The following is a 17,594-nucleotide window of genomic DNA, read 5'->3' on the forward strand; positions in this document are numbered from 1 at the left end:
ACTCACAACATCGGATGTCATCACTCACAGTGCCCATCCCGCCGGACCTTCGGCCCGGCGTGTCGGGCCGGAAACACCGATTTTGAAACAGTCCCGAGAGGTCCGGCGAAGCGCGCCTCTCAGACGTGGCAGACGTGGGTCAGCGCGAGTTCGCGAACAGCCGCGCTGAACGGATGCCCGGGATCCATCGTGGCCAGCGGGTGACCGTTGTTGATCGACTGGGGCACGTCCGCCGTGGTCGGCAACCACGCCGCGATCGGCGCCCGAGCCGCCTCGACGATCTCGCCCTCCGGCAGCCCGCTGTCCGAGATCGCCCGGTTCACCACGACCGTGCGCAGCGCGGGCGAGTGGTCGAGCAGATCGAGCATGCTGTGCACCTGCCTCAGCCCACGCAACCCCGGCCGCTCCGGGGTGGTGATCAAGATCTGCTGGTGCGCGTACTCCAACGCGGTCAGCACGTGCTTGTTGACCACCGAGGGCGTGTCGATCACCACATAGCTGTACATCGTCGACAGCACGGCCAGCAGCTCGCTCACGACCCGCTCCGGCAGCCGCCCGGGGTCGCCGAGGATGGTGGGGGCGAGGACCGCGTAGAGGCCGTGCGCCAGGCGGGTGGCGACGTGGGCCTCGGGAACACCTCCGGCGTCCGCCTCGGCGTCGAACATGTCGGCGATGGTGCCCGCGGCGAAATCGAGGTCGACCAGGCACACGGGCCCCGTCCGGCGGGTGGCGAGGACGGCGGCCAGGTTCGCCGCCACGGTCGACTTGCCGCAACCTGCGCGGCCCCCGGTGACCGTGATGATGTGTGCGCTCACGCTGTCCAAATCCCTATCCGCCTGCCCGGCACCCGATCCGACCCTGCCAGGGCTTCGGCCCCCGACGGCGCCCGGCTGTCACAGAGCGTGGCCGATGGTGGGAGCATTCGGCAGCGGGTGACCGGTCGCATTGTCACTCCAGGTGGCCGACCGCTGTCGGGCGGTCGCCCGACATATCGATGTGACCTGGGGCTCCATGACATCTGAGGAAAACCGCCCGGGGAATCGGCCACATTTCGCGGCTTCCTGTAACCCCAGCCAGCGGTAAACCGACAGTCACCAGTGTCATCGCCCGTGTGGGTGATGAGGGAAGGTGGAGTCTGGTGATCCGCACCGTCGTGGTCGACAGTGACACGTTGACCCGGTATGGGCTGTCGATGCTCGCGGGCGCGCACCCCGACATCGAGGTCGTGGCCGAGACGGGCTCGGCGGTGGCCGCGCCCGGCCTGGTCGCCGAGGCCAAGCCCGATGTGGTCCTCATCGACGTCGACCTCACCGACGGCGACGGTCTCCGGCTGGCCCGCGAACTGCGTGGCCGCTACCCCGCCCTCGGCATCGTGGTGCTGACCTCCATCGACCAGGACGACGTGCTCTTCCGGGCCCTCGACCACGGCGCGTCCGCGTTCGTGGTCAAGACCGCGCCGGTCATCGAGGTGCTCGGCGCCATCCGCCACGCGGCCGTCGCGGCCACCTCCTTCACCGCCACCGGCCTGCTGGACGCCCTGACCCGCCGCCGGGAGCAGGAGGCGCGGTTCGCGCTGTCACCGAGAGAACGCCAGGTCCTGACCCTCCTCCGGGACGGCAAGTCGATCCCGGAGATCGCGGGCACCATCCACATCAGCAAGTCCACCGCCAAGACCTACGTCGCCCGCCTCTACGACAAGCTAGGCGCCTCCAGCCGAGCCCAGGCCCTGGTCACGGCCCTGCGCACCGGCCTCATCGACTACGACGGCGACCTCTCCTCCGCCCCAGGCTGACCCATCACCCGCCCCCCAGGTACATCGCTTCATCCGATCCATCCGGCACCGCGAGGCCGCGCCGCAGCCAACAGTGCCCTCACCGCCGTCGGATACCGCCATGACCGCCGGATACCGCCACCACTGCCGGGCGGCCCACCACTCCGCCGCCGGACACCTGTGCCGCCAGACCACGACGGCAGCCGGATCAACACTGCCGCTGGACCGTCACCACCACCGGACCGCCTCCGTTGTCACTGTCTCCGTTGTCACTGCCGCCGGACCACAGCCGCTGCCGTGCCAACCATCCACGCCGGACCAGACACCGCCGGACGGCCCCGTGCCAGCACCTGCTCCAACGGCAGCACCTCACACTTCGGCAACCGCTCAGACAACCCCGGCATCCGCCCGGCAGCGGTTCCGTGCACAGTTGGCTGCCGGGTCGCTGACCCAGCCGTCATCGACATGGCCGGCTCGCCCGCCGCCACGTGGTCCGCTGGACACGGCCTCGCCACCCCGCCCGGCATCTCGGCGGGACGGCCGACCTCGCCCACCGAAGGCTCACCCGGACCCGATCGAGTACCCACCTCGACGTGCCCCTGAGCAGGCCGAATCGCAGGAAGAGCCGACGGTCCCGCGGAGCGTGGGACTTTGGTCACGAGGGCCATCAAGTCTTGCTCAGGTCCCTCCACCGACTGCCGAAGGGCGGTGTAGATCGGCTCCCGGTCCCGTCCCGCAGTGGGACGTCACCCCGGTGAGCCCCTGTGCGGCGTCCGGAAAGGGCGGCAACGATGGCTCTCGGCAAGGCCAAGGTCGGCGTGCGGCTTGGCGGATCCTTCACTGTCCTGGTGCTCCTCATCGTCTTCGCGGCCACTGCCGGGTGGTGGGGCCTGAACCAGCAGGACGACATCGGCAACCGCCTCGACCAGTTGCGACTCGTGCAGGACGACATCGACCAGGTCAAGTACGACGCCGCCGACCTCACCGGCTGGCAGGCCCTGATGATCGCCGACGCGGGTGCCTACGGCTCCGCCAAGGCCCTGGCCCCCGACGCCTACAACCGCGCAGCGGAACTCAAGGCCAAGGACGCCCTCTACGCCCACCTCAACTCCGCGCACGTCGACTCCCTGACCGCCGCCGAGCGCGCGATCTTCGCCACCCTCAAGCCCGCCTGGGACGACTTCTTCGCCTGGGACACCAAGATCGTGCAGTGGCTGCAGCAGGACGACTCGCAGGCGGCCCGCGCCCGCGCGATGGACAGCATCAACGGTGGCGAGGCCTCCGCCGCCTACGGCAAAGTCCTCGACGCCAGCACCAAGCTGTCCGAGTCGGTCAACGCCCGCATGAAGGCGCTGCAGGCTGAGGCGGACAGCGCCCAGTCCGGCAGCTCCTGGGTGCTCATCGCCACCCTGATCACCGCGCTCGTGCTGGCCACCGGCCTGGCCCTGTGGGCCACCCGCTCCGTCGTGCGCCCGCTGGCCGTGGTCGTGCGGTCCCTGGGCAAGCTGGAGCACGGCGACCTGACCGCCCGCGCCGACCTGCCGGGCACGGACGAGATCGCCCAGGTCGGCAACGCCGTCGACCGCACCATCGAGTCCCTGCGCGGCACCGTGACCACCCTCGCCGGGCACGCCAAGTCGCTCGCGTCGGCCTCGGACCGGCTGTCCGCGGTCTCCACCGACATCGCGGGCTCCGCCGCCGACGCCAGCTCCCAGGCGGGCGCCGTGACCAAGGCCGCCGAACTGGTGCTGCAGAACGTCGACACCGTCGCCACCGGCGGCACCGAGATGGGCGAGTCCATCCGCCAGATCGCCGACAACGCCAGCGAGGCCGCCGACGTCGCCACCAAGGCGGTGACCGTCGCGGAGCAGACCAACTCGACTGTCGCCAAACTGGGCGTGTCGTCCGTGGAGATCGGCAACGTGGTCAAGGTGATCACCTCGATCGCGGAGCAGACCAACCTGTTGGCGCTGAACGCCACCATCGAGGCCGCTCGGGCGGGCGACGCGGGCAAGGGGTTCGCCGTGGTCGCCGGTGAGGTCAAGGACCTGGCCCAGGAGACCGCCAAGGCCACCGAGGACATCATCACCCGCGTCGAGGCCATCCAGACCGACACCGCCGATGCGATCACCGCGATCGGTGAGATCGTGGCGACCGTCGGCCGGATCAGCGACTTCCAGATCGTCATCGCCGCGGCGGTGGAGGAGCAGACCGCCACCACCAACGAGATGAACCGCAGCCTCGCCGAGGCCGCGTCCAGCAGCCGCGAGATCGCCACCAACATCAACGGTGTCGCCTCGGCCACCAGCACCACGACCGCCGGTGTCCAGCACTGGCAGCAGGCCGCCACCGAACTGGCCCAGATGAGCGGCGAGATGCACAGCGTCGTCGCCCAGTTCCGCCTGTAGCAGGTCGACGACAGCAGTCGCCCACGGTTGCCCGGTACCCGGCCATGCCCGGATACCGGGCAACCGTGTTCCTGCCAGGCGGCATCCCGGTGAGACCGATCAACAGCCTCACCGGCGGCGCCCCGGCACTGGACAGCCGTTCCCGGCGTGCTCTGACGCGACACGTACCGACCCACAGCGGAGGACGGGAATCCTCCGCCGCGCAACCGCGGAGATCGTCCGAGGCGTCGAGCGCGGATCAGAGTGCTGCGTGTTCCCGGGATCAGAGCGTCGCGTCGAAGAGATCCGGCAGGACCGAACTCGAAGACGCCACCTCTGGGGAGCGGCATGTCCAGGCCGGGGCGCATGAGCGGGTTGGGTCATCCGATGCGTCGCCGGGGTGCGAATCCCGGAGGATGGTGGATGGCCTGCGGGTGAGGTGATCCCGCGAGCCATCCTCCGGAGTGGACGGCGACCCGTCGGGCGACCGCGCCCGACCATGCGACCTGGCGTTCCTTTATCCAGGACATATTGCTATTCAGTTGTATGGTTCATGTCCCATGTGGACTCCTTTCTGGCCGGATTTGCTTGTACGACCAGGTTCTCAGCGGCGCAACCCGCTGTCTGTGCCCGGCGAGAATCTGTGGACAACTCGCGGGCATGTGGATAACTCCGGCCGTCGGCGGTGGTCGGCGACGCCGATGATGATCTCTGCGCTACCGTGTCCCCAGGAGGCTGATCGCAGGTGCGGACGCGGATCGATTTCGTCCCTTATCCGGCATACGGACACGTCCTGCCGATGCTGGCGGTCGCCGAAGAACTCGTGCTCAGAGGGGTCCGCGTCCGCGTCGTCGTCGACAGCCGGTTCTCCGAGCTGGTTGCCGCAGCCGGTGCGGAGCCGATCTCGCCCGCCATGCGCGCCGATGTCTATGTGCCCGCCCGGATCGGGGGAGTGGGGACCGGGCGCTACCTCGCGGGCCGGGTACGCAAGCGCCTCGTCGACCGGCACACCCGACACGTCGTGGCCGATCTGCTCGCGGGCGAGTGGGCCGACCTGACGGTGGTTGACCCGGCAGTCCGCGCGGTGAATAGGTTCCTGTCCGGCTCGGGCGCTCCTGCCGTGCTGTTCAGCACGACCTTCCTATCCGGAAACGGACTCAGAGCGGCCAGACGGGAACGGCTGGCGCTGGTCAATGCCATCCGTTGCCTCCAACCGGGCGCGGCGCCGGAGGGCGCGCGGTTCGTCGGCCCGCTCCTGCCCAAGTTCACCGATCTTGGTGACACCTCGGATCTCGTTTACCCGCAAGGAGATCCGGTACTATACGTATCACCTGGGACAGTATGGGCATGGACTCCCGCATATATGCGCGCTGTGGTGGCGGCGTTCGCGGGCTCTCGATGGCGGGTCGTGGTGGCGACCGGTCCGGTGGATCCGACCATGCTCGGAAACCTGCCGGACAATGTCATCGCACGGAGGTTCATGCCCCAGCAGGCGGTGTTGGCGAGGTCTTCCGTTTTCCTGACGCACGCGGGTATGAACTCCAGCCTGGAGGCGTTGGCGGCGGGAGTACCGATGGTGGTGCGTCCGCGGGCGGCCGACCAGCGCCACATCGCCAAGACCCTGGTGCGGCTCGAGGTGGCCGTACGGGCGCCCAGGACGGTCGCCGACCTACGGGGTGCGGTGGAGTCGGTGGCGGCTGACGCGGGGGTGCGCGCGGCGGTCGGGGTGTGGCGCGAGAGGTTGGCGCGCCACACCCCCGTATCGGACGCGGCAGATCTGCTGCTGGATTTCGTCGAACACGGGCAGGGCGCGCGCACGGGTAGAGCGCGATCGGGCATCTGAGGTGCGCGGTATTCGAGTTGTGTCCTCGGACATCGCGCGAATTCGGCCTGCCTTCAGGTGGGTTCCCCTCGCTTGTGTCGATTTGTATGTCGTCGGCGTTGGTGAACTTGGTGACGGTGATACGTGTCGGCGTGCCCGGCATCGGGCTCTCGGGCCGTCGGAGGGTGGTGAACTGCGCCCCGGCGTTGAACCGGCGCGGCTAGAGTACGAGGCCGGAGCGAGAGAGGCGGGGGTCGCCGGTGGTGGACAGTGGGGTGCCGCGGTTGCTGCCCGGGGATGAGCCGGGCTTCCTCAACCGGGGGCGGGAGATCGATGCGTTCCGTCGGTTGGTCGTCGGCACCGGCCCTGTCGCGGTAGAGGGTCCAGGACGAATCTGGCTCACCGGCCCGCCTGGCATCGGCAAGACCACGTTGGCCGTGCGGTTGGGGAACCTGTTCGAGACGCGGTTCACCGACGGCATCCTCTACGCCGACCTCCGCGGTTCGACGCCCGACAACGCCGCCGATGTGGCCGACGTGTTGCGGCACTTCCTGCGCCAACTGGGCAAGGAGCCCGCCGAGATCCCCGGTGCCCTCGACGAACTGGCCGCCGACTTCCGCTCGCACACCGCCAACCGGGCCATCCTGGTGGTGCTCGACGACGCCCGGACGTCGGCTCAGGTGCGGCCACTGCTGCCGTCGTCGCCGGACGCGGTCGTGCTCGTCACCAGCAGGCGCCACCTGGACGGCCTGGTGTACAGCGGGTTCAGCCGCATCGAGCTGGAGAACTTCACCACCGACGACGCCATTCGGTTGGTGCGGGGCATCGTGGGTGCCGAGCGGTTCGCCGCCGAACCCGCCGCAGGCGAGCGGCTGGTCAACTTCTGCTCGGGGTTGCCGCTGGCGCTGCGCGTGGTGGCCGCGCGCATTCTCGCCCGCCGCACCCGCTCGCTCGCCGCCTTGGTCGACCAGATCACCAAGGCGCCGTTCGAACACCTGCGGTTGGAAGGTGACGCGCCGGTGGAAGCTGTCTTCGACGCGTCCTTCGCCGACCTCGACGAAGAACAACGCCGGGCCTACTGCCTGCTCGGCCAGATCCCCGCCGCCGAGTTCGACCTGGCCGCTGCCGCCGCTGTCCTGGACCGGTCGATCTCGGAGACCAACGACCTCGTCGACGACCTGGACGAAGCGTACCTGGTTCGCCGCGCCGATGACCGTGTCGCCATCCACAGCCTGGTTCGCGAGCACGCCCGCGCCCGTGCGGAGGCCGCCGACCTGGAGCCACGGGCGGCACGCCTCCGCGCGGTCGGCTGGTACCTCCGCAGGGCCGCCGCCCTCAGCAAGAACGTTTCCCGGCGGTGGAGCGTCAGTGCCCGAGCCGAGGCGATCGATCCCGCCTACGACGGCGACGACGCCTACCGACCCGCGGCCGCGGAGCTCGAACGCGACGACGCCGTGTACCCGGCGATCGCCGCGCTGGCCGACGAACTCTCGCTCGACCAAGCGTGCGCGGAACTCGGTGAGGCGCTGCAACCCTGGTACTACAACACCGACCGCACCTCGCACCTGCTCGCCGTGCTGCGGCTCGCGGTGCCCGCCGCCGACGCGCTCGGCGATGTCCGGCTCTCCATGCGCCTGCACCACGACCTCGGCTCCGCGCACGAGAAGGCGAAGGAGTTCCCTGCCGCGCTCCGGGAATTCGAGCGCGCCATGGGGTTGGCCCAGGAGTGCGGAGATCGGCTGGGTGAGGCGAGCGCGGTCGAGTGGTCCGGCTTGGTGCTGCGCCAGGTCGGCGACCACGCCTCGGCGGTTGACCGGTTCGAGCGGGCACGGGAAATCCTGCGCACGGGGGAGATCGAGAACCGGGAACACCGTGAACGGGCTCTCGTGCTGCTTTCACTGCACCGGGGAACCGATCTTGTCGCGCTCGGCCACACCGCGGAGGCGGATGCCGAGCTGCGCGACGCCCTCGAGTGGTTCCACGACCGGGGCGAGGTGATCAACGAGGCGCGCGCGTTGCTCGCGCTCGCGCCGATCTCGGGCGATCAGGCGCGTCCGACGTTGGAACGCGCGCTTGAGCTGTTCGCGGCGGGTGGTCTGCGGTCCAAGCAGATAGACGCCTTGGTGGCACTTGCCGAACTCGACTTCGCCGACGGTGAACAGGCCGCCGCGGTGGGCCGACTGCGAGAGGCTCGCGAGCTGGCACGGCAGATCGGCTTGTGGTCGGTGGTGGAGAGCCTAGACGAGCGGCTGGCTCGGCATTCCGTCTGATCAGGCGCGTCGCTCCGGTTGTGTGCTGGGCGATCAACGCCGGTTTGTTCAAGGCACACCGCGGGAATCTACGTGCGCTGCCCGCGCCTGATCAATCCACCCGAAACGGTGACGATTTCGCCAAAGCCAACTGATACCTTGTTGGTGGGCGTTGATTTCCTTCATCCAGGAACCCTCAGGACGTGGCCGAGATGTCGTAGTCGCGTGCCCCAACATGTGCCCGGACCGACGGCGTGAGTTCGCTGAGCTTCGCTCCGGAGAACAACCAGGCGGCGGCGACCGACGCGCACAGCCCGGCATCGGCGTTCGATGTCAGCGTGACCGTTTCCCCTTCCCGGGACCGGACGGTGGCTGACGTCCGTGACAGGACTGCGGCAAGCGCACATCCGGGATAGCGGGCCAAGAACTCGCTCAACGCCACATCGAGGTCTTCGTCGAGTTCCGAGTCGTACAGGAACAACACGTCGGCGTGCCCTCGGAGGCGTCGGCCGGGGTGGCGGGCGTGCACTGCCAAGTGCTGGTGGTCCGCCGTGAGGGTGGTCCGCGCGTCGGCCGGGTAGCGGCTGACCTTGACCGCCCGGCCGGTGACATGGGTGGCGGCATTCCACGCGGACACCCGGGACTCGGTGAGGTCGATGCCGGTGAGCGGCACCGGGTGCACCACTGGCTCGGGCTGTGGCTCCGGTAAGTCCAGGACCCGATAGAACAGCGACCGCAGTCGGTCCGGTGACTCGTCGGGGATGGACGACACCAGGCGCCGTACCGAGGGGTGGCTGTCGTGGCCGCGGGCGAGGGCTGCTTCCACCTGCGCGAGCAGGGGGTGGCCGGGGACGAGTCGTGGCGCGGATAGGCCCAGCGCGTGGACCGCTGAGCCTTGAGCGACGACGTCCTCGGGGAAGGCGGCCAGGAGCACGGGATGGCCCAGGGCGGCGGCGTAGCAGGTGACAGCGCCGTTGTCGCCGATCACGCAGTCGGCGGCGACGAGGGCGGCTTGCCAGCCGGTCAGGTCGGGGATCAGGACCAGCCCGGCCCGGGCGCAGTCGGCGAGCCAGGTCCGGATCTGCCGGGGACCATGGCCTCTGGTGGCGTTGGGGTGGATGATCGCGGCGGTTCGGAAACGGTCCACGGGCAGTTCGGCCAGCAGGGATCGGTAGAACTCAGGCCAGGATCCCAGCAGGGACCGGGTGGACCAGGTGGTCGAGACCACTACCAGGACCTGGTCCGGCGCGACGCCGAGGCGGGCGCGGTAGTGGTTGCGCAGGTCGCGGCTGGCGCGCATGCGGTCGAGGCACGGGTCGCCCGCGAGGACCGCCGTGTGCGCGGCCTGGGGTACCGCTGTCCGCAGGCGGGCCACGTCGTTGTCGTGGGCGAGTACCAGGGCGTCGGCGATGGGTTCGCCGTTGTCGAGGAGCCATTGGGCGGTCAAGCCGAAGACCTGGTCGGCGCCGCGTGCCCCGGGAGCGCGCTTGGTGTAGCCGACTCCGTGGGACAGCAGGACTTTCGGCCCGTGGAGGTCGGGGACGCCGCCGTGCGGACTGGCGGTCAGCACCAGGTCGAACCGGGTGGACAGCGCTTGGTCCCAGGGGATCGTCTTCAGGCCCAGGGCGGTGATGGCTTCGGGGAGGCCGTCGTTGAACGGGTCGGTGCCGCACGTGGTCGCCAGCAGTTGCACGCGGAAGTCGGAGTCGAAGAGGTCGATGACGTCGAGGAGCCGGGACAGCGTGGCGATGTTGTGCGCCACCACCAGCACCACCCGCTGAGGTGCGACCGTCACCCACCGGTCGGCGTCGATGCCGATCGGAACCCGCTGCCTCGTCATCCCCCACCCTCGACCGCCGTCCCCGGTCACCCAGCCTAGGGCCGTGCCGGTGGTCCGTCGCTACCATGGCCGGAATGGGCGAGTACGTGGTGCGGGTCGTCGGGGTGACCGAGTTGGCGGCCGCGGTCGAGCCGTTGGCGTGGCTTTACCGGCTCAGCTTCGTCGGGCCCCCGTGGAACGAGCGCGAGGAGCGGTTCGCGGCGTTCGCCGAGGTCTTCGCCGCGCACTTGGCGCATGAGGGTGTGCGCGGGGTGCTCGTGTGGAGTGGCGACGAGATCGTCGGCGCTGCCTACGGGTGGCGGGCGGCACCCGAGATACCCGACGCCCCGGCGTTCTACCAGGCTGTTCGCGGCGCGGTGGACAGCGCGGACCACCGCGGGCTCCGCGCGCCCGCGTTCGAGGTGGTGAACTTCATGGTCGACCCCGGCCACCAGCGAAGGGGCCTGGGCAGGCGGATGCTGAGTTGCCTCGTCGACGACGCTGACGGGGCGTGGTTGTGCACTCACCCGGAGGCACCCGCCAGGGCGCTCTACGAGTCGGCGGGGTTTGTCGTGCGGGGTGCGATCACCCTCGAGGACGTGCCGCTGGTGGTGATGACGCTCGACCGCCGATTGTGATCCGCGCGTCGGCTGTGGCCTGGGCGACTCCGCGCTCCCTAGACTCGCGGGCGAAATGTCCTGACATTGAGCGAAAGAAGGCTACTGGTGGGTTTGCAACTGGGTGACACCGCCCCCGACTTCACCGCGGAGACCACGGCCGGGTCGATCGAGTTCCACAGCTGGAAGAGCGGTTCGTGGGCCGTGCTGTTCAGCCACCCGGCCGACTTCACCCCGGTGTGCACCACCGAACTGGGGCGGGTCGCGCAGCTCCGCCAGGAGTGGGCGGCGCGCGGTGCCAAGCCGATCGCGCTGTCGGTCGACTCGGTCGCCGACCACAACCGCTGGGTGCCCGACATCGACGAGGTGAACGACACCACCGTCGAGTACCCGATCATCGCCGACCCGGACAAGCAGGTCGCCGGGCTCTACGGGATGATCCACCCGAACGAGGGCGACACGTCCTCCGTGCGGTCGGTCTTCATCATCGACCCGTCCGACAAGGTCCGGCTGACCCTGACCTACCCGAAGAGCGTCGGGCGCAACTTCGACGAGATCCTGCGCTGCCTCGACGCGCTGCAGCTCACCGACCGCGCCGCCGTGTCGACCCCGGTCGACTGGCGCAAGGGCGACCGGGTGATCGTGCCGCCGACCGTGTCGACCGACGACGCCAAGGCCAAGTACGGCGAGGTCGACGAGGTCAAGCCGTACCTGCGCTACGTCTCCGCCCCGCAGGACTGACGGCGTCCCGCCCGGTGGCCCCTCCGGCCGCCGGGCGGGCCCGCGGGTGTCACCCGGTCGGGGTTTGACCTCCACCTTACTCGAGGTAATAGCGTTGATCTTGAACGCGAGTGGAGCGTTGAACCGTTGCTGGAGAGGGGACTCGCCATGTCAGTGGCACCGAGCGCCGTGTCGGCGCCGATCCGGGTGGCTGTGATCATCGGAAGTGTCCGCAAAGGACGCTTCGGCCCGACCGTCGCCGGGTGGTTCGTCACCCAGGTCGCCCGTCACCCGGGTGTCGAGGTCGACCTGATAGACCTGATCGACTACGACCTGCCCGCCGCGCTGACCGACTCGCCGTCGCCCGAGATCGGCGCCAAGCTGGGCGAGTTGGACCCGCGCCTGACCGCCGCCGACGCCTTCGTAGTGGTGACGCCCGAGTACAACCACAGCGTCCCGGCGTCGCTGAAGAGCTTCATCGACTGGCACTTCGTCCAGTGGCAGGCCAAACCCGTCGCCCTGATCTCCTACGGCGGCATGGCGGGTGGATTGCGGGCCGTGGAACACCTCCGGCACATCTTCGCCGAGTTGCACGCGATGACCATTCGGGACTCCCTCAGCTTCCACAACTTCCACGCCCAGTTCGACGCGCAGGGGCAGCTGATCGAACCCGCAGGCGCGGAAGCCGCCGCCGATACCCTGGTGAACCAGTTGGGTTGGTGGGCAAGGGCGTTGCGGGAGGCCCGGGACAAGCACCCGTACGGCGCCTGATCCCGCCGCTCATCCAAGAATCACCCGCTGGTGTCAGGAAAAAGACGTGCGAAACCCCGAACCAGTCGGAAGAATGGGAAGCAACCAGATCGGTGGTGCGATCTGGACCAGGCATAGGTGGCTCGTGGGCGGCGCGCGATCGCGCCCGCGGTGAAGTCGTCAGGCCAATGCGAGCGTCAAGTACGCCATGCCGAGAACCGTTCGCCATCCGTGGAGCCAAAAGCTGCGGTGGGTGTCCGCTTTCGCCTTGACCTCGTCGAAGGCCGGGTGGCCTTGGTGAGTGGAAAGCCACTTCTCCCACCCCAGCGCGTGCTGGGACTGGAACGTGTCCCACTCGTCGAGTGAGGCCTGGGAGATCCACAACGGTCGGTAGCCGTGTTCCGTTGTGAGATCGACCAGATCGGCCATCGAACGGTATTCCTCGCGGGTGATCGGCATCCGCCGGAGGTTCTCCGCCGATGGCTCGCGCTCCCAGAAGCCCTCGCCCAGCAGCAACCGGCCACCCGGGCGAAGGAGCCGCTTGCCCGCTTCCAAGGCGTTGACGGTGTGGCGGGTCGGTTCACCGCCGAAGACCTGGCTCGCGCCGTTGACGATGAGGATGTCGGCCGAGCCGGACCAGGCGCCCGCGTCACCGACCTCCAACGTGACGCGGGTACCCAGGCCGCGGGCACTGGCGGCGGCCCGGCCGTGCTCGATGGCGGCCTGGTCGAGGTCCACACCGTGACCGGTCGCGGTGGGGTCGGTGGCGACCGCGCGCAGGAGGAACTCCGCCCAACCACAGCCGAGGTCGACCACATGCCTGCCCGCGAGCGGCCCGAGCGAGCGGACGAGTTGGTCCGCCCTGGATTCCGACAGCGGACCGTGGAAGATCAGGTCGTCATGCAGCGGCGGGATCTCCGGGTCGGTCATGGCGTGCAGGGTCACGCACCCGGGTGGCCAGTGCAACCGATATCCGCCTCGACTGGTTGGGCCATCCGGAGGTTGAGGCATCCGGCTCAACCTCGACCCGTTGTCCGCCGCCAGTGGACCTCGATTCCGCAGTGATGGCCACGGCGCGGCGGCCAGCCGCCGAGGCTGCCGCGCCGGTGGTCGGGATCGCCCGCGCGCACACCATCTTGTCCGTCGAGCGCGCCGCCCAGCGGTTGGTGGGCACCACCGGCGCCGGCGGCACCCACCGTGCCTGTGACGTGGTGTGGGTCAACCGGGTCGTGGACACCGTCGCCGAGCAGTGCGGCCTCGAACACGGCGTCGGTTCGCCAGTGTTCGAGGCCGCTGGTGCTGGGCCGCTGGTGCTGGGCCGCTGGTGCTGGGCCGCTGGTGCTGGGCCGCTGGTGCCGCGTCCGGGGTCTTCAACACCGCGCGGCAGGTGGGTGGGGTGCTGGGCAGCGCGACCACCGGGTTGCTGCTCCAGGTCGGCCTCGGCTTCGCGGTCCCGGCGGCGGCCCGCGAGTACGCGCGGTTCCTGCCGCCGCGCTACGCCGACGAGTTCGTCGAGCAGATCACCGCCGCCGCGGGCCGCTGCTCGGGGGGCGCTCGTTCGCGCGCCACCGTGTTTGTGGAGCGAGCGACCCTGCGGTTGGCGGGCATTTGCTGGGGTTGGCGGCACCCGCCGGGGCGCGGAGTGGTGGGTGGGAACGGTGGGCTCGGTGGCAGCGGGGCTTGGGCTCGAAGGAGGGGCGCAGGGTTTGAGAGGTGGGTTCTGAGGGCGGCGTCTGTGGGCTCTGCGTTGGGACTGCGCCGATCGGCGGATGGAACGACGGCGCCGGCAGGAAGCCCGAGGTTCCGGCTTTGAGCCCGGCGACGGCAGGCTTGTTGAGGTTGACGGTCGTGACGATCAGCATCTGGGCCGTGGGCTGTGGCTGATGGACTTGTCGATGCGGTGATGCCCTGGTCGTCGACCATGTCCATTGAGGTGGTGGGCGGCTGGCGCGGTGGGTGCGATGTCTGGGTTGTCGAAGCAGCTCGTGTAGGCATTCCGCCGTGTGGTTCGGACCAATATGGTGCACCCCGACCCAGGAAAGGGGTGGGGCATATGGCAGTGGTGCGACGGATCGCCGCCGCGGTGGTGGGACTGGCCTCTGTGGTGGCGTTGGCGGTGCCGGCGGGTGCCGCGGGCGGGCCGACCGGGGAGGTCGTCTACCGGACCCGTGGTGATGGGCAGGTGTTGGCGTTGACCTTCGACGACGGGCCGTCCCCGCAGTGGACGCCGCAGGTGCTTGACCTGTTGCGGGAGAACAAGGTTCGGGCTGTGTTCTGCCTGCTGGGCAGTCAGGTTGAGCTCTACCCCGACCTGGTCCGGCGGATCGTTGCCGAGGGGCACGCGGTGTGTGACCACTCCGTCAAGCACGACGACCTGGGTTCGATGCCTGTCGAGCAGGCGCGCGCCGACATCGTCGCCACGCGCGATGCCATTCGTCGGGCCGCGGGCAACCCGAACTTGCCCGTCCCGTACTTCCGCGCGCCCTTCGGAAGTTGGGGGGCGACGCCGCAGATCGCGGCCGAGCTCGGGATGTCCGCTCTGGCGTGGACCGTCGACCCCCGGGACTGGGATGGCTCGCCGAGTGACGTGCTCGTCGGACGCCTGAGCTCGGCGGTGTATCCCACGGCGGTCGTGCTCAGCCACGACGGGGGTGGGGATCGTGGGCCGACGGTCGCGGCCTACCGGCAGATGATCCCGCAGTGGCAGCGGTCCGGCTGGGTGTTCGACCTGCCCGCGGTGACCGGTGGCCCGTACCCGCCTGCCTGCACCGCGCCGTCCTGGGGGCGCGACACCAGCTATCCCGGTGGGAGCAGGGTTTCCTACCAGGGGAGAGTTTACCAGGCCGATTGGTGGGTGCGCGTGGAAAGCCCCACAAAGGCCCCTTGGGTCTGGGTGGATCTTGGCGCTTGCTGACACCTGGTGTTGGATCGGTGAATGCCCCGGGGATTCGGCAGGTCTGTTCACCGCAACCTGATGTTCGCTCGAGCGCTCTGGTTGGTGGTGCGCGGGGGGACTGATGTACCGAAGGCGCGGTCGGGCTTTCCTACGGCAAGACGGTGCGACCGGTTCTGTGGGCCGTGTTGGGTGTTAACGGCCTGGAACTGGTCATTGTGCACATCGCTCTGTCGTGGGAGCCCGGCCGCGTCGCGTTGTTCGTCCTGGGTGTCGTGGGCGTGGTGTGGGTCTTGGGCGTGATCGCCACCCTCCACAAGTGCCCGCACGTGATAAGCGATCGGGAACTGCGCCTTCGGCCCGTGTTCGCCGCGTCGGTTCGGGTGCCGGTGGGCGACATCGAGTCGGTTCGCGCGATCACCCGCTCGCGTTCCCTGAAGCGGGTCGCGGAGATCATCGATGGCGATACCCTCGTGTTCGAGGAGTCGTCGTCGAGCAACGTGACAGTCGATCTGCGCGTTCCGCTTGAGGTCGACCTCGGCCGTGGGGGAGCGGGGGCGGTGCGTCGGATCGACTTCTGGGTCGACGAACCGGCCGTCGCCGTTTCCGCTATCCGTGACAGGATCAGGCAGGGGGATTAGGCGTGGCCGCTGAGGAGTCTCCGCTGGCGGAGTGGAAGTCCGCGGTGGAGCCGATCCTGGACCGGCTCAAGGATGTCGACCTGCCGTCGGACTTCTCGTTCGACTTCACGGTGGTGTCGCCGGCTCGCCTGGAGGTCATGCTGGGCGAGCGGGACGATCAGGGCTTCGGTGAGGGCGTGGTCGCCTATGTCGGCGAGTCGTTGATCCGCGCGGGCAACGGTGACTGGGACTGGGACGAGATCGACGAGGTGCCCGTGGTCTCCTCCGACGAGGTGCTGGGGTTGCCGTTGATCGACCCGGGCGCGTTGCTTGGTTGGGCCCGGGTGACCGGGTCGGGCACGGTGTTCGCCGATGCGATCGGCGGGCTGGCGGATGTGGTCGCCGCGTATCGGGCGGCGCATCCGAAGTGGACGCCGCGCAGGTCCCCGGACGACATCGACGTCCACTCGTTCATCCGGCACGAATGGCTTGTCGCCTGGTTGGCCGAGCGCGTGGCCGGGTTCCACGCGTGGGTGTCCGCTCTCGGCGTGGACGCCGCGTGGCTCGACTTCGGTCTCGACTCGCTGGACCGAGTGGAGGCCTTGCTGTGCGCGGAGTTCGGGACTCGTGACGAGTTCAAGGCGCGGCAGGATGGCGACTTGGTGCAGGGTGCGGCCTGGTACGTGGGTGAGGTTGCCTGCCGGGACTTGCGCGCGGCGTGGCTCTACCACGAGGACCCGTTGGGGTATGAGGTGTCCGGTGATGCCTGGGCGGGCACGCCGTATGTGAGTCAGAACGGACGCGACGGGGCCTCCGCTTCGCCACTCGCGGCGCTGAGGGTCGCAGTGCGGGATCGCGTGCCGCGGACTCTTCGCGGGCGGTTCTCCCATTTCAAGTAGTACCGGGGTGGGATGTCGCCGATGTGCCTGGTCGGTCACAGGATCAGGGTGTGGGGGACTCTGCCGGTGGTGCGGTGGTAGCGGCGGAGGAGATCGAGTCGACGCCGGTGAGAGCCGAGGTGGCGTTCGAGGCGTAGTAAGGGGTTTCGCCGTGGGGGTGGGAATGCGCCGGCCAGCGCGTCGTGGAGAGCGGCGGGTGAAATGCCGACCTGGGTGATGGTCCACGCGGCGCCGGGGTCGACGCCTGCCAGGACCAGGGCGAGGTGTTCGGGACGATGAGCGCGTTCCCGCCTGGCGAGGGCGAGGCGAAGGGACGCGGCGTAGGCGGCCTGGGCGTCGAGGCCGATCGGGGGAGCGGCGCGCGCGGCGCGTTCACGGGCCCGGGCGGCGGCCAACGGGAACAGGGGTTCACGACCCAGGGGACGGTCCAGCGCCGAGACCGGGAGGAGCCCTGCCACGTCGACTCCCAGCGGCGCCAACATTTCCCGGTCCGCCGCGGCACCCGCGCCGTGGTCGCCGACCTCCCGCACCACCGGGGTGAGTACGCCCTCGGTAATGCCGTGTGCCGCCAGCGCGTCGGCGACCGGTGTGTCCACTGTGGTGAGAGCGAGCACGAGGTGTTCGCTGCCGACCCGTGGATGGGCGAAGCGGCGGGCCGTGGTGCCCGCGGCCCGCATGACGCGAGTCAGGGAGTGGTGATCTCCTTGGAACATGAGGCCCTCCGGCGTGGGAAGCGAGACCGAGCGCGCTTGGTGGGGCGCCGAGTCGTTCGGTGAACCGGGTCAGTCGGTGAGGTGTCGGTACTTGCGGTGAACCGTCTGCTTCGTGACCCCGAGGCGCAGGGCCACGTCGTGCCAGGACCAGCCCGCGCGGCGGGCGGCGGTGACCTGTTCGGCTTCCAGGTGTTCCACGAGGCGCCGGAGGCGGGCGACGGTACGGAGGGCGGTGTCGTGGTCGCCGGTGACCTTCGCCTGGTCCAAGGCCGCGTCGAGGGACATGGCGTCAGCATATGCTGACGCCGGAAGATGCGTCAACACATGCTGACGC

Annotated in this window: 16 protein-coding genes; 11 read left to right on the plus strand and 5 right to left on the minus strand. The window is 69.4% G+C overall.

Translation table 11 applies throughout. The features are described 5' to 3' along the window. Positions 1-119: 119 nt before the first annotated feature. Positions 120-815: a CpaE/TadZ family protein gene (locus tag CLV40_RS34835; RefSeq protein ID WP_181043932.1), complete on the minus strand. Its 696-nt coding sequence runs from the start codon at positions 813-815 to the stop codon at positions 120-122. 323 nt (positions 816-1,138) lie between these two features. On the opposite strand from CLV40_RS34835, the gene CLV40_RS34840 reads away from it, so the two are divergent. The 4 genes from CLV40_RS34840 (at position 1,139) to CLV40_RS34855 (ending at position 8,250) form a co-directional block, all read left to right on the plus strand. Further along, the gene (locus tag CLV40_RS34840) at positions 1,139-1,792 is read left to right on the plus strand and encodes a response regulator transcription factor (protein ID WP_104483298.1); all 654 of its coding nucleotides are present in this window, start codon (positions 1,139-1,141) and stop codon (positions 1,790-1,792) included. Between the two features lie 770 nt (positions 1,793-2,562). Continuing rightward, on the plus strand, positions 2,563-4,179 hold the full coding sequence (locus CLV40_RS34845) for a methyl-accepting chemotaxis protein (RefSeq protein ID WP_104483299.1): 1,617 nt from the start codon (positions 2,563-2,565) through the stop codon (positions 4,177-4,179). A gap of 724 nt (positions 4,180-4,903) precedes the next feature. Further along, positions 4,904-6,001, plus strand: coding sequence for a glycosyltransferase (locus tag CLV40_RS34850; RefSeq protein ID WP_104483300.1), 1,098 nt, complete (start codon positions 4,904-4,906; stop codon positions 5,999-6,001). Positions 6,002-6,255: 254 nt separating this feature from the next. Next, complete coding sequence (locus CLV40_RS34855) at positions 6,256-8,250, plus strand: tetratricopeptide repeat protein (RefSeq protein ID WP_181043933.1); 1,995 nt, start codon at positions 6,256-6,258, stop codon at positions 8,248-8,250. Positions 8,251-8,425: 175 nt separating this feature from the next. Here the strand turns inward: CLV40_RS34855 and CLV40_RS34860 are convergent, their stop codons facing one another. Continuing rightward, positions 8,426-10,069: a hypothetical protein gene (locus CLV40_RS34860; protein WP_104483302.1), complete on the minus strand. Its 1,644-nt coding sequence runs from the start codon at positions 10,067-10,069 to the stop codon at positions 8,426-8,428. Positions 10,070-10,143: 74 nt separating this feature from the next. On the opposite strand from CLV40_RS34860, the gene CLV40_RS34865 reads away from it, so the two are divergent. From CLV40_RS34865 to CLV40_RS34875, 3 genes are all read left to right on the plus strand, one after another. Further along, complete coding sequence (locus CLV40_RS34865) at positions 10,144-10,686, plus strand: GNAT family N-acetyltransferase (RefSeq protein WP_181043934.1); 543 nt, start codon at positions 10,144-10,146, stop codon at positions 10,684-10,686. A gap of 87 nt (positions 10,687-10,773) precedes the next feature. After that, positions 10,774-11,406 carry a peroxiredoxin gene (locus CLV40_RS34870; RefSeq protein WP_104483304.1) on the plus strand — a complete coding sequence of 211 codons (633 nt, stop codon included), beginning with the start codon at positions 10,774-10,776 and terminating at the stop codon, positions 11,404-11,406. Positions 11,407-11,553: 147 nt separating this feature from the next. Beyond that, complete coding sequence (locus CLV40_RS34875) at positions 11,554-12,156, plus strand: NADPH-dependent FMN reductase (RefSeq protein WP_104483305.1); 603 nt, start codon at positions 11,554-11,556, stop codon at positions 12,154-12,156. A 159-nt stretch (positions 12,157-12,315) separates the two neighbouring features. Here the strand turns inward: CLV40_RS34875 and CLV40_RS34880 are convergent, their stop codons facing one another. Continuing rightward, positions 12,316-13,065, minus strand: a complete 750-nt coding sequence (locus CLV40_RS34880; RefSeq protein WP_104483331.1) for an SAM-dependent methyltransferase — start codon at positions 13,063-13,065, stop codon at positions 12,316-12,318. Positions 13,066-13,178: 113 nt separating this feature from the next. Here CLV40_RS34880 and CLV40_RS40965 point away from each other — a divergent pair, with 113 nt between their 5' ends. The 4 genes from CLV40_RS40965 (at position 13,179) to CLV40_RS34905 (ending at position 16,547) form a co-directional block, all read left to right on the plus strand. Then, the gene (locus CLV40_RS40965) at positions 13,179-13,859 is read left to right on the plus strand and encodes a lysine 5,6-aminomutase subunit alpha TIM-barrel domain-containing protein (protein ID WP_425428260.1); all 681 of its coding nucleotides are present in this window, start codon (positions 13,179-13,181) and stop codon (positions 13,857-13,859) included. A gap of 152 nt (positions 13,860-14,011) precedes the next feature. Next, the gene (locus tag CLV40_RS34895) at positions 14,012-15,049 is read left to right on the plus strand and encodes a polysaccharide deacetylase family protein (RefSeq protein ID WP_245931774.1); all 1,038 of its coding nucleotides are present in this window, start codon (positions 14,012-14,014) and stop codon (positions 15,047-15,049) included. 143 nt (positions 15,050-15,192) lie between these two features. Beyond that, complete coding sequence (locus CLV40_RS34900) at positions 15,193-15,669, plus strand: hypothetical protein (protein ID WP_146108388.1); 477 nt, start codon at positions 15,193-15,195, stop codon at positions 15,667-15,669. 44 nt (positions 15,670-15,713) lie between these two features. Continuing rightward, a complete protein-coding gene (locus CLV40_RS34905) occupies positions 15,714-16,547 on the plus strand; it encodes a hypothetical protein (RefSeq protein ID WP_146108389.1) in 834 nt (277 codons plus the stop codon). Between the two features lie 35 nt (positions 16,548-16,582). Here CLV40_RS34905 and CLV40_RS34910 read toward each other — a convergent pair whose 3' ends face one another. Next, a complete protein-coding gene (locus CLV40_RS34910; protein WP_104483309.1) occupies positions 16,583-17,260 on the minus strand; it encodes a Clp protease N-terminal domain-containing protein in 678 nt (225 codons plus the stop codon). 69 nt (positions 17,261-17,329) lie between these two features. Then, positions 17,330-17,545 (minus strand): RNA polymerase subunit sigma-70, encoded by a 216-nt coding sequence (locus CLV40_RS34915; RefSeq protein ID WP_104483310.1) that lies wholly within the window; start codon positions 17,543-17,545, stop codon positions 17,330-17,332. Positions 17,546-17,594 lie beyond the last annotated feature (49 nt).

The organism is Actinokineospora auranticolor (assembly GCF_002934265.1).
GTDB lineage: Bacteria > Actinomycetota > Actinomycetes > Mycobacteriales > Pseudonocardiaceae > Actinokineospora > Actinokineospora auranticolor.

Excerpts from the sequence above, each read along its gene's own strand:
- CLV40_RS34845 (WP_104483299.1), top strand. The coding sequence starts at position 2,563 with ATGGCTCTCGGCAAGGCCAAGGTCGGCGTGCGGCTTGGCGGATCCTTC.
- CLV40_RS34860 (WP_104483302.1), bottom strand. The coding sequence starts at position 10,069 with ATGACGAGGCAGCGGGTTCCGATCGGCATCGACGCCGACCGGTGGGTG.
- CLV40_RS34865 (WP_181043934.1), top strand. The coding sequence starts at position 10,144 with ATGGGCGAGTACGTGGTGCGGGTCGTCGGGGTGACCGAGTTGGCGGCC.
- CLV40_RS34875 (WP_104483305.1), top strand. The coding sequence starts at position 11,554 with ATGTCAGTGGCACCGAGCGCCGTGTCGGCGCCGATCCGGGTGGCTGTG.
- CLV40_RS34880 (WP_104483331.1), bottom strand. The coding sequence starts at position 13,065 with ATGACCGACCCGGAGATCCCGCCGCTGCATGACGACCTGATCTTCCAC.
- CLV40_RS34910 (WP_104483309.1), bottom strand. The coding sequence starts at position 17,260 with ATGTTCCAAGGAGATCACCACTCCCTGACTCGCGTCATGCGGGCCGCG.
- CLV40_RS34915 (WP_104483310.1), bottom strand. The coding sequence starts at position 17,545 with ATGTCCCTCGACGCGGCCTTGGACCAGGCGAAGGTCACCGGCGACCAC.